At 44.5% G+C, this 12,473-nt stretch carries 10 protein-coding genes; 7 read left to right on the top strand and 3 right to left on the bottom strand.

The window, feature by feature from the left end; all coding sequences use genetic code 11:
* Positions 1–74: 74 nt before the first annotated feature.
* The 6 genes from PN466_RS13000 to PN466_RS12975 all read left to right on the top strand — a co-directional run bounded on the left by PN466_RS13000 (position 75) and on the right by PN466_RS12975 (position 7,694).
* A complete protein-coding gene (locus tag PN466_RS13000) occupies positions 75–1,484 on the top strand; it encodes a diguanylate cyclase domain-containing protein (RefSeq protein ID WP_271940062.1) in 1,410 nt (469 codons plus the stop codon).
* 18 nt (positions 1,485–1,502) lie between these two features.
* A complete protein-coding gene (locus PN466_RS12995; protein WP_278003082.1) occupies positions 1,503–2,327 on the top strand; it encodes a creatininase family protein in 825 nt (274 codons plus the stop codon).
* 474 nt (positions 2,328–2,801) lie between these two features.
* Positions 2,802–4,958 (top strand): polyribonucleotide nucleotidyltransferase, encoded by a 2,157-nt coding sequence (locus tag PN466_RS12990; protein ID WP_271940061.1) that lies wholly within the window; start codon positions 2,802–2,804, stop codon positions 4,956–4,958.
* 294 nt (positions 4,959–5,252) lie between these two features.
* Complete coding sequence (locus PN466_RS12985) at positions 5,253–6,311, top strand: GDSL-type esterase/lipase family protein (RefSeq protein WP_271940060.1); 1,059 nt, start codon at positions 5,253–5,255, stop codon at positions 6,309–6,311.
* A 138-nt stretch (positions 6,312–6,449) separates the two neighbouring features.
* Positions 6,450–6,746 (top strand): hypothetical protein, encoded by a 297-nt coding sequence (locus tag PN466_RS12980; RefSeq protein ID WP_271940059.1) that lies wholly within the window; start codon positions 6,450–6,452, stop codon positions 6,744–6,746.
* 27 nt (positions 6,747–6,773) lie between these two features.
* The gene (locus tag PN466_RS12975; protein WP_271940058.1) at positions 6,774–7,694 is read left to right on the top strand and encodes a histidine kinase dimerization/phospho-acceptor domain-containing protein; all 921 of its coding nucleotides are present in this window, start codon (positions 6,774–6,776) and stop codon (positions 7,692–7,694) included.
* A gap of 60 nt (positions 7,695–7,754) precedes the next feature.
* Here PN466_RS12975 and aat read toward each other — a convergent pair whose 3' ends face one another.
* Positions 7,755–8,348 carry a leucyl/phenylalanyl-tRNA--protein transferase gene (aat, locus tag PN466_RS12970; protein WP_271940057.1) on the bottom strand — a complete coding sequence of 198 codons (594 nt, stop codon included), beginning with the start codon at positions 8,346–8,348 and terminating at the stop codon, positions 7,755–7,757.
* A gap of 189 nt (positions 8,349–8,537) precedes the next feature.
* On the opposite strand from aat, the gene PN466_RS12965 reads away from it, so the two are divergent.
* On the top strand, positions 8,538–8,870 hold the full coding sequence (locus tag PN466_RS12965; protein WP_271940056.1) for a hypothetical protein: 333 nt from the start codon (positions 8,538–8,540) through the stop codon (positions 8,868–8,870).
* 28 nt (positions 8,871–8,898) lie between these two features.
* Here PN466_RS12965 and rpsN read toward each other — a convergent pair whose 3' ends face one another.
* Both rpsN and PN466_RS12955 read right to left on the bottom strand, forming a co-directional pair.
* Positions 8,899–9,201, bottom strand: coding sequence for a 30S ribosomal protein S14 (rpsN, locus tag PN466_RS12960; protein WP_271940139.1), 303 nt, complete (start codon positions 9,199–9,201; stop codon positions 8,899–8,901).
* Positions 9,202–9,339: 138 nt separating this feature from the next.
* On the bottom strand, positions 9,340–12,396 hold the full coding sequence (locus tag PN466_RS12955; protein ID WP_271940055.1) for a PAS domain S-box protein: 3,057 nt from the start codon (positions 12,394–12,396) through the stop codon (positions 9,340–9,342).
* Between the last annotated feature and the right edge of the window lie 77 nt (positions 12,397–12,473).

Below are 12,473 nucleotides of genomic sequence, written 5' to 3'. Positions count from 1 at the left end.
AATGCAGTCATCATATATTCTTATGACTCTTGCCTCTTGCCTTGTGCCTTTTGCCTGACTTCTGTAAGAAGTCAATGTCCACTATCGACTATTCACTGGCTATGGATCACTATCAGAACCATACAGATCAAATCGATATCTTGGTGGTTGATGACACTTCAGCGAACTTAAGTGTACTCACCCAACTGTTATCGAAAGAAGGCTATAAAGTCCGAGTTGCTCGTAATGGTGAGTTTGCCTTACGCTCTGCATTGTCTTCTCCTCCAAGTCTGATTTTATTGGATATAATGATGCCAGAAATGAATGGCTATCAAGTTTGTGAGTATCTAAAATCCAACCCTAAAACCCAAGATATCCCGATTATTTTTTTGAGTGCTTCTGATGAAATCTTGGATAAAGTGACAGCGTTTGGAGTGGGAGGGGTCGATTATATTACTAAGCCTTTTGAAGGGATAGAAGTTTTAGCCAGAATTGAAAATCAGCTCCGGTTGCGCTCTCTACAACTGCAACTGCAAACCCAAAATCAACATTTATACGCAGAAATCGAAAAGCGCAAGTCTATCGAAGCCTCTTTAGCTCAATCCCGTTCCCTACTATCAGGAATCTTAAACAGTTCCCTAGATGGTATAGCGGCCTTAGAAGCTATCCGAGATCATCAAGAAAAGATAATTGATTTTCGCTGCTTATTGCTTAACCCTATGGCCTATCAATTATTAGGCCAATCTCAATTATCGAGTAAATCGTTATTGCAAGCCTTGCCGGGTTTAAAACTCGATGGGCTATTCAATGAGTTTATCTCGGTGGTAGAAACCTCACATGCGATCCAAAAAGAAATTTATTATGCTCATGATGACATTGAATGTTGGTTTGAGATTTTGTTAGTCAAACTTGGAGATGGGTTAACGGTAACGTTTCGGGATATTACTAAGCGCAAACAGATTGAGTTAGCCCTGGAGAAAGCGAATTTAGAATTAACCAATCAAGCGAATCTGGATGGTCTGACTCAAATTGCCAATCGTCGCTATTTCGATCAGTATTTGGCCGAGCAATGGCAACAGTTGAAGCTAGAGCAACGGCCTTTGGCGTTAATTTTGGCAGATGTGGATTATTTTAAGCTCTATAACGATAATTATGGCCATCAAGGGGGCGATCGCTGTTTAATTAAAGTAGCTCAAACCCTTTCCCATCATTTACCGACAGCCGAAAGTTTGGCCGCTCGCTATGGGGGGGAAGAATTTGGGATTATTCTTCCCCAAACGTCCTTGGAGCAAGCGGCTCAAGTGGGAGAGAGTCTTCGCCAAGCCATTCATACACTCAGGCTTGATCATGCCCATTCTCAGGTGTGTTCCTGGGTAACGTTAAGTTTAGGAGTCAGTGCGGTGGTTCCTGGGGATATTCAATCTCCGGAGTTACTCATTGCTCAAGCTGATCGTGCTTTATATCAAGCGAAACAAAAAGGACGCGATCGCCTAGAATGTGCCTAGTGGACGGCCTCAATTAAAATGATGCATAGCTTTATTCCTCCCCATCGCTTTTTCCCTTATTTAACTTGGACCGAGATTCGGGATATGCCCCATAAAGAAAATGTGGTGATTGTGCAACCTATAGGGGCAATTGAGCAACATGGACCTCATTTACCCTTAATTGTGGATTCGGCGATCGCCACTGGAGTATTAGGAAAAGCCTTAGAACTCATTCCCGAAACACTACCAGTATACGCCTTACCCACCCAATATTACGGCAAATCTAACGAACACATTAACTTTCCAGGAACCATTACCCTCAGTGCCCAAACCTTGCTTGCGGTACTCAAAGAACTAGGAGAGAGCATTTATCGCGCTGGTTTTCGCAAACTTGTTTTTCTCAACGCCCATGGAGGACAACCTGAAGTTATTAGCATTATTGCCCGTGATTTGCATCTCCAATACCCGGATCTGATGGTCTTTCCCCTCTTTGTCTGGCGCGTTCCCAATGCATCGGGTGAACTGCTCAAACAACAACCCCATCCAGAATTAAGTATTCACGCCGATCTGGGAGAAACCAGTCTTTTGCTCTCCCTACTCCCCGATCAAGTGCATATGGAACGAGCCGTGAAAGAATATCCTCAAGGGTTACCCCCAGAAGATAGCCTACTGTCTATGGAAGGAAAACTCCCCTTTGCTTGGGCAACCCATGAACTGAGTCAAAGTGGGGTATTTGGCGATCCAACAGGTGCAACCTCTGAAATTGGCGATCGCCTCCTCGACTCCCTGGCTCAAAGTTGGGCACAAGTATTCCAAGATATCTATGATTTTTCTAAACCCAACCTAGCGCCGCGACACAACTAATTTGATGCATTGATGGAATAGCTTATGGATATTAATCGTAAATCACTAGAGCTTGAATTAAGGAATAATCTGTACAAGTTAGCCTTGAAAACAATAAAAACAGAAGCTGATCTTAAACTCAATAGGCTTTTGAAAACGATGTCGCTTATCTTACTATCAAATTGATTTATTCGTGCCACACACCAATCTCCGTGTCCCCGTGTCTCCGTGTCTCTGTGTCAATCCTCTGTAGCAAGCCTTTTAAAGATTTGATATGAGTATAAATCCCCTTGGACAAATATTCGTTCCACTGTGGGCTGGAAATCGATCGCTTCTCAACTGTCCCCAACCCTGATAAAATAAAGTCTTTGCTTCCCTGTCCTCTCTGCTGAAACACTCAAAAACCTGATCGTTCTCACCATCAGGTAAACATCAATGTTAGGATTGCCACAGAGAAGAAATGAAAAGATGTGTCAATAAAAGGTAACGAACGGCATGGTAGAGATAGACAAGTCAATATCCTTTGATGGACGGGATATTCGGCTCAAAGTAGGAATTCTTGCGCCTCAAGCTGGTGGTTCAGTTCTGATCCAATCGGGAGATACAGCAGTTTTAGTGACGGCAACTCGTGCTGAAGCACGGGAAGGAATCGATTTTCTACCCCTACTGGTTGACTATGAAGAGCGACTCTATGCTGCGGGGCGAGTCCCAGGTGGATTTTTGCGTCGAGAAGGAAAACCCTCGGAAAAAGCCATATTAACCAGTCGCTTAATCGATCGCCCCTTACGTCCCCTGTTTCCCTCCTGGTTACGGGATGATATTCAAGTCGTAGCCACAACCCTATCGATGGATGACCGGGTTCCCCCCGATATTTTAGCGGTCACTGGCGCGTCCCTAGCGGTGATGTTAGCGAAAATCCCCTTTTACGGGCCCATGGCTGCTGTACGAGTGGGATTAGTTGGCGATGATTTTGTGATTAACCCCACCTATACAGAAGTGGAGAATGGTGACCTCGACCTAGTGGTGGCTGGATCGCCCGATGGTGTGATTATGGTGGAATCGGGAGCCAACAAACTGCCAGAACAAGATATCATCGAGGCGATCGATTTTGGTTACGAAGCGGTTTGTGACTTAATTACTGCCCAACGGGAATTAATGGCAGAAATGGGCATCGAATTAGTCATTCCCGAAGTCCCTCAAGAAGATGAAACCCTAACGCAATTTATTAGCGATCGCGCTACGGAGAAAATTAAAGGCATTCTTTCCCAATTTGACCTGGATAAACCCACCCGCGATCAGCTCCTAGACGACATTAAAGAAACTGAAGTCTCCTGGGCGATCGCCGAACTCCCAGAAAACGACTCCATTCGTCAAGCCGCAGAAGCTGATGATAAGGCGATCTCCAAAACCTTCAAAAGCTTGACGAAGAAGCTGATGCGTAAACAAATTGTGGACGACGGAGTGCGTGTCGATGGACGCAAACTCGATGAAGTTCGTCCCATCTCCTGCATGGTTGGCCTATTACCGCCTAGGGTTCACGGTAGTGCTCTCTTTAACCGAGGATTAACCCAAGTGATGTCCATCGTCACCCTGGGAACCTCTGGAGATGCCCAAGAACTCGATGACCTGCATCCCGATGCCCAAAAACGCTATATCCATCACTACAACTTCCCTCCTTATTCTGTGGGAGAAACCAAACCCATGCGATCGCCCGGTCGTCGGGAAATTGGTCACGGTGCTCTAGCCGAACGGGCCATTATCCCCGTACTACCTCCTAAAGATGACTTCCCCTATGTGATCCGGGTGGTCTCTGAAGTTCTCTCCTCCAACGGTTCCACCTCCATGGGATCGGTCTGTGGCTCAACCCTAAGTCTCATGGATGCCGGTGTCCCCATTTCTCAACCCGTGAGTGGTGCAGCCATGGGCCTGATTAAAGAAGGGGATGAAGTGCGTATCTTGACCGACATCCAAGGCATCGAAGACTTTCTTGGCGATATGGACTTTAAGGTTGCCGGAACTGACTCCGGAATTACCGCCCTGCAACTGGATATGAAAATTACTGGATTACCGGTAAGTGTGATTGCTGATGCGATTAAACAAGCCAAACCAGCCCGGTTACATATCCTAGAAAAGATGACCGGCACCATCAGCACCCCTCGCGAAAACCTATCGTCCTATGCCCCTCGGATCGTCACATTCAAAATTGACCCCGAACGGATTGGCTTAGTGATTGGGCCAGGTGGAAAAACGATTAAGGGCATTACGGAACAAACTGGAGCTAAAGTCGATATCGAAGATGATGGCACGGTCATGGTCTATAGTTCCGATCCGGAAAAAGCTAGACAAGCTCAATACCTGATCCAAAACATGACGAAAAAGCCTGAAGAAGGGGATGTTTATCTGGGCAAAGTCACTCGTATTATTCCCATTGGCGCTTTTGTCGAGTACCTTCCGGGTAAAGAAGGCATGATCCATATTTCCCAGTTGGAAGATCGACGAGTCGGTAAAGTCGAAGATGTGGTGGCTGTAGGCGATGAAGTGATTGTCAAAGTGCGCGATATTGATAATAAAGGACGCATTAATCTGACTCGCTTGGGCATTCATCCGGAGGAAGCAGAAAAGGCTAGACAAGAGGTCAAATCTTTTAGCTAGTTTGCCCAGAAGACCACATTATACCGAAAGGTTAATGTGGGAATAGGTCATGTTTTGAGCGTTAGATCAAGTCTGGTTAATTGGCTATGATGCCATGCTTCACCTTGGGCAACAGGCACTCCTGCATTGTTCTACCAGAACAATGCAGGAGTGCGTTTCAATCCCTGCATTGTTAAACTAATTACTCGAACTTGATAGTATTACCTTTGCCATTACCTATGGCCTGATTCCAACTTATCCTGACTCGGATACTCACGGCTGTCAAAGAAAAAAGTGTTGTTAGTATCCGCTAGTATGAGTCACTATAGTTTATTGGCCCTCAGTCTATTGGCCCAAGGCACAGGTAGCAATCTGGGGGATGGACTGCTCACCGTTCTGCCAATGGATGAGTTCGTTCCTCCCGTATCCGATGCTTCCTCCGATCTGTCCTTAGCACGAATCGTTGAGGAAGTGTTAGATACTTTGCCTACAGTTGATGACTTTCAACCCCAGTTTAGTCAATCGAATCGGGTAGCTCAGTGGAGTCTGGATCGACCGGCGAGTTTACGGCCTGTAACGCCCCAAACCGTAACCTCTGCGGCTGCCGTTGAATGGCGGCCGGTATCCGGGAAGCAATTGTATCAACAAAGACTGGCGGCGTTGAAGGCAGGGAAAATCTATACTCGTTTGTCGGTTAATAGTTTTGCCGATCGCTGGACCAAGGCAATAGAACAACCGACTCATCAACAATGGCAATGGTTATTAGAGCTAGAAGCTAAGGCGATCGCCAGCGGTCAAGGAAAAAATCGCTTAAATGTATTGGTGGGAGACTCCCTCAGTGTTTGGTTTCCCCATGACCAACTCCCCCCAGGTAAATTATGGCTGAATCAAAGTGTCTCAGGAGAAGCAACTCGACATATTCTCCAACGCTTGCATTTTTTCAACTCCACCCAACCCGATCGCATTTTTGTTTTAGCTGGAATTAATGACTTGCGTCAGGGAGTCAGTAATCAGGTCATTATCCAAAATTGGCGCACCATCGTGGAAACCTTACGCCACAAGCACCCCAACTCAGAAATTATTCTCCAGTCCCTGTTACCCACAAGATTAGAGGCGATTGGCAATGGGCGTATTCGTTATCTTAATGGACAGTTAGCAGCGATCGCCCATCAAGAAGGAGCTACCTATCTCGATCTCTATTCTCAATTTACCGACGACCAAGGAAACCTAGACCGGAATCTAACGACTGATGGCATTCATCTGAGTCGCCAGGGTTACAGCATTTGGCAGCAGGCACTCCACGAGTACGAAAATCCCCAACTGCTGGATCGAGGCTATCATGCGATCGAAATTGAGGGTGCGATCGGGGGATAGGGAGACACGGGGACACGGAGATGGCTTATTGCCTAGCGCTTCGCGCTATATTTTTTAGATTTCCTTCCACTCTTAACTTGTCCATAACCTATTCACCCATGTTATCATATAGATGACGTATAGATAAAAGATAGGCTGATGACTGCCAAACGTAAGTTAGTCACCTTTAAGACGGATGAGAAGCTTTGGAAAGATTTCAAAACCGTTTGTGGCAAAACCACCGCTACAGAAGCATTTATCAGCTTTATGGAGCGCTGTGTAGAACAGGGAATACTACCCTCCGATCAACCGACCCCCGAACAGTACGTAGCCCTAGAACAACGGGTTGCTACCTTAGAAACGCTTGCGATCCAAGGACAAGAACAAATCTTAAAGTTGAGCAAAAACATGAATCAACCTCAAAGTCGTGTTGCAGCCAATTCGTCCAAAAAATAATCCCAGTTAATAAAGGAATTTAAAACTATGCTAACTCCTGAGCAAAAGATTTTAGTCATCTACAACGCTTTAAGCGATTTAAAAAGCATCCTGAGCCTTTTGCAAGAGAGTGGCTATCAAGTGCAAACCCTATCCTATAGAGAAGGGCAATCTACTAAAATTCTAAAAGATCGCCCTGACTTAATCTTAATTGATCGTCGTGAGGCACATCCGGAAAATCTGGCATGGATTACGTCCTTATGTGGTCAAGCTGTGATGAAATCGATTCCTATGGTAGCGATGACAACCTTAGAAGATCTCATGGATCATTATCCTTTTTATCTCGATTATCAAATCGATTACTTACTCAATCCCTTTGAAGCAGAAGAATTATTATCGCGATTAGAAACCCATTTCCAAGTGTCCCATCAATTTCAAGACCTTCACACTCAAGAAGAACATCATTCTCCTTCTCCTGTCGCTGATTACCAACCTCTAGAACTAACCTGGATCGATCATCTCAATCATGAGATTCGCACTCCCTTACATGGCATTTTAGGTCATATCCAAATGCTCTATCGTGAGTCGGATCTAACTCCACAACAAAAATCTCACTTAGACAGCATTGAAATCTGTAGTCATCAAGTTCTGCAAACTATGCATCGGATGCTTAATCCCTTTGAAAGAGAGGAATTCAGGGAATATAAGAGTTTAGCTTCTCAACCCTCTATAGAAGTTTCCTTAGAGGCTTCTCAGATTCCTCCCAGTGGCGAACTGATAACCCTATATAATGCGGCTCAAATTGGCGATATTGAGGTAATTGAACAGGAAAGTTTACGCTTGAAAGCTTTAAGCCCGAGCTATTTGAAATTTGCCCATTGCATTCTTGAGTTAGCTGAACAGTTTGAAGATAAAAAAATTGTGGAGTTGATTCGGCAATATGCTTTCTTAGAGCAACGGGTCAGTTGAAGCTCGAGTGGTAGAAAATCGTAACGCTATACTATAGCAGTTCTCTTTTCAGTGATTAAATTAAGGGTAAAACGAGCAAGGTCGTTTAACGGCTATTGGTAAGAGAGCCTGATACTCTGAATTACTGATAATATAGGCACCGAACCGAGCTAAATGGGGGTTCATCATTTGTGCATCAAAGAGGAGAAAGTGGCGATCGCGCAACCATTCAACTAATTTGACCATGGCTACCTTAGAGCCATCGGGAATCCGAAAAAACATGGATTCCCCAATAAAAGCCCCACCAATGACGATACCTAAAATCCCTCCAGCTAGGGTATCATCCTGCCAGGTTTCAAAACTATAGGCCCATCCCGCGCGGTACAGAGCCAAATAAATAGCTTTGAGTTCTGAGGAAATCCAGGTTGAGGGGCGATCGGCACATCCTTCTACAACTGCCTCAAAATCACGATTAATGGCTACCGAAAACCGGTTTTGGTTCAGAACGCGTTGCAGGGATTTCGGATATCGGAAGCGATCGTCGAGGGGGATCAGAGTACGAGCGTTACTTGAATACCAGCTTAAGGTCGAGGATTTTTTTTCATCCTCGTCTTCGGACATCAAGAAAAAGCCTTGGCGATACCCGTCAACAATTAAGGGGATATCATAATCCATAGTATTCTACTATAATTCATCAATCTGAAGGTGGCTCTTCAAGGAAAGGGGAAAACTTGGTTGTCCCGATTGAGTCGTGCTGTTTACCTCTCGGCTTGTCCATTGACAAAACGGCGAAAGACCTTAACTTATTATTTATAACTATTCCCCATTACTGATTACCCCTTACCAGAAAAAAGCACTATATCTATGACTGAACCGATTCAACCGATTACGTTACCTCTAGCTAGAGATGCACAACAGGAGGGACAATGGTTACAAAAAACCCTGCATCAGTGGCTCGATCGAGAGTTTCTACCAGAACCAGTCAATCATCAGATTGCCCAGCGAGCCACCCAAGTCTATGTACGACATCGATTGGAAGGGGAAACAGATCTCGGTTCCCTAGTGATTGCGATTGTCACTGAAATGCAGGGATTTGATTTTTCCGAAAGCTTTTATGGCGAATTTGCGATCGCCAATGCAGTAAGTGATTTATTGCTTCAAAGTCTAGGGATTGATACTTGTTGTGGTCAAGGCTAGGGATTGTCAGCCAATCCCTATCTCTAATCTACCAACTGGATTTGACCACTCCTGGTAATAGCCCCTCGTGGGCCATTTCCCGAATCACATGGCGAGATAGGCCAAAATCGCGGTAATATCCTCTAGGACGGCCTGTCGCCCAACAGCGATTGCGCAAACGACTGGGAGCACTATTACGGGGGAGACGTTGGATTTGACGATGGAGTTCAAATTTTTCCCCTGGATCATCAGCTTTCCGGAACTGCTCAAGTAACTCTTGGCGCTTCTGAGCATACTTCTGTACTAGCTTTTGGCGTTTCTTTTCCCGCTCGATCATACCCTTTTTAGCCATGGGTAACTGGTTCACCTCTGTTCTAAAGACACCATCTTCCATTATAGCACGCTCCTTAGATTGTCACCACTACTGAGATTAAAGGTTAGACCTTAAAAACTATACCCTTCTGTGCGTCTGAGTGTTTCCGTGTTCTCCTCACCCCACCGGCTTAATGGGAATTCTAATTACAAATTCCGTTCCTTTTCCAGGTTCCGAGAAACAATCAATGTTTCCCCGATGTTTTTCGACGACAATCTGATAACTAATTGACAGGCCTAATCCTGTTCCTTTACCGACCGGTTTAGTAGTAAAAAACGGATCAAATAATCGGCGTTTAACTTCTTCCGTCATCCCTTGACCATTATCTTGAATTCGGATCGCCACATGGGGAGTTTTCCAATCCTTGGGTTTTCCCCGGTCTGTCACAATGGTAATTTGGCGAGGTTCTGCTCGATTTTCCAGAGCATCAATACTATTACTAATGATATTCATAAACACTTGATTGAGTTGACTGGCGTGACATTCAACCTGGGGCAAATCACCATAGTTTTTAATCACATCGATGCCACCAAATGAGCCTTTAGCTTTCAGACGATGCTGCAAAATTAGCAAGGTATTATCGATGCCCTCATCAATTTGAACCGGTTTCATTTCCGCTTCATCTAACCGGGAGAAATTCCGGAGTGACAGGACAATTTGACTAATTCGATCCGCTCCCACTTTCATCGAATCGAGCATTTTCGGTAAATCTTCGCGCAGAAAATCAATATCAATATCTTCGGATTCGTCCAGAATGTCTTCATCCGGTTCTGGATAGTGTCTCTGATAGAGTTCTAAAAGTCTTAATAAGTCTTCAATATAATTACTGGTATGAAGAAGATTGCCATTAATAAAATTAACGGGATTATTAATTTCATGGGCAATACCCGCCACCATTTGTCCTAAGCCTGACATTTTTTCCGTTTGCACTAATTGCGCTTGAGTTTGTTTGAGCTTTTTCAAAGTCTGTTCTAATTGTTGAGCTTGGGCTTGGGCATGGAAGGCAGCGGCACGGGTTTGGGTATAAAGTTCAGATTGGTCAATGGCGATCGCCAGTTGGTCACAGGCTGCTCGTAACAGTTCCACCTCACTATCGGTCCAGACTCGCGATTTGTGACATTGACTACAGACAATTGCCCCCAATTGACCGGTGTGAGTTCGCAAAGGGACTAATAATTCTGACATAATGCCAAATTGTTCTAATAATTCTTGATGATAGGGATGTTCATCACTATTGATCCGGGTATCATCAATGCGGAAAATATCCAAAGACTGGAATTTCTCCACCACTTCCTCCACTTGAGTAATGGGATATTCACCTAATAAACTGGGCAAATCTCGCTCTTGAGCTTCATGAGTAATCGTTAAAATAGGTAGATGAATGGATAGACTATCTTTCGTGGGTAAAATGCACCAGAGAAAATGACAGGTATCAATTTGCAAAAGATTGCGAATTTCATGGACGGCGGTATCTAGAATAGTATTAAGATCTAAGGACTTACGAATTTGACTGGCTAATCCAAATAATAAGCCTTCTCGACGGCTAATTAATTCAGTTCTTGCCCAAGAGCGGTCAATAGCTAAAGCGATCGCATCAGAGATCCACGCTAACATCTGATAAACGTCTTCGCTGAAGGGATTTCGACCGAAGACTGCTAACACCCCCAATAAGCGCTCTTCGACAATCAGAGGATATCCAGCAAAGGCTTGGATCTGTTGATCAGAAATCCAAGCCGGAGCGCCAATGCAAACATCATTAGCCGTATGATTGGTACAGTAAGCCTGTTGGCGGGTAGCGATAAATCCAATCACGGAAATACCTAAGGGAATTCTAGCCTGTAGGGGATCCGTTAAGGTAATTGACCCAGCTAAGGCTTGCAATTCCAACATTTGACTTTCGGCATCAAATGTCCAAATTCTAGCACCAATCGCTTCGAGTTGCTCAATTAAAATTTGCGTACAGCGATCTAAAAGTGCAGGTAAATCTCCGCCTTGTCCTAAAGTTTTTCCGATTTCAGCCGCTAAAGTAGACAGTTGCGATCGTTCTAATAAAGCGGCTTCTGCTTGTTTACGTTCGGAAATATCATGGATAGAAATCGATAGACCCTCTATGTAGGGATAAATGGCTACTTCTAACCATCTAGTTAAACTAGAGTGAAATGTTTCCAAATGTCTTGCTTTCTGCTCCAAAGTAGCTTGGTCACATTCCGGTTTCAAGATTTTTTGCCAAAATTCGGGCAATAAATCCCACAAGGGTTGTCCTAAAACTTTGTGCTGTTCTGAAAACAAAAGGCATTGAGCTTGGGCATTAACATACGTTACATGATTTTGTTGATCGACCGTTAAGAGGGCATCACTAATACTTTCTAAAATCTTAGTGATTTTTTCTGCCTGTTGTTCAAAGCTTGCTTGGGTATCTTGGCGCTCGGTAATATCACGAGAAACTGTAATTAGTTCTTGGAGTTCGTGGGTTTGGGGATCATATAATCGGCCAATGGTGGTTTCAAACCATAAGTAATGCCCCTGTTTATGGCCCATCCGATAGGTTAGGATGCAAATATCTGCGGGATCGAGAAGACGTTGACCTGCTTTTTGTAAGCGTTGTAAATCTTGGGGATGGAATAAATCTTCGACGTGGGTTCCCAGCAGTTCTTGAGGGGTATAACCGAGTAGTTTTTCACAAGCGCCAGAGGCATATAAACAAATTCCTTGGGGACTATAGCGAGCGATTAAGTCTTGCGTATTGTCGGTCATAATCCGATGGCAGTCTTGACTTTCTTGAAGTTGAGCTTCGATTGGTTGGCCATCGCTTAGAGCTTTAGGCGTGAGTTCAATGAGCCAGAATTTAGGCGTTTGGGATAAGGGGGTAATCTCTACATTAAGCAACTTTCCGGGAGTATTTTGGAGCGTCCAAGTATAGTCTTGGCGATCGCTCATGGGTAGAAGGGTTTCTAGACTGACTTGCTCTAGATCCGAAGGGAAAAAGAACGTCAGAGGTTTACCGACTAGATCCTCTATGGCAGCATTGTGGAGTTTAGCATAAGCATAATTGAGATAGATTAAGGTTGCGTCCTGGTCAACAATGCCCATCGCTACTGAACTTTGATCCCAAACTGCTGAGAGCAGGAAGGTTTGGGGTATCATGGTCAGGTCAGTAAATTCAGATTGTGCCATACTCTTAAGTCTCTCAGCAATTACAGCATGAAGCGCTGGAATAGGTCATGGGTAATCGGTAAACCGTTTTTAACCTT

Origin of the sequence: Roseofilum reptotaenium CS-1145, from assembly GCF_028330985.1 — a bacterium.
Lineage (GTDB): Bacteria > Cyanobacteriota > Cyanobacteriia > Cyanobacteriales > Desertifilaceae > Roseofilum > Roseofilum reptotaenium.
The sequence above is the reverse complement of the archived record's forward strand: the minus strand, read 5'-3'. Positions and strand labels throughout refer to the sequence as shown.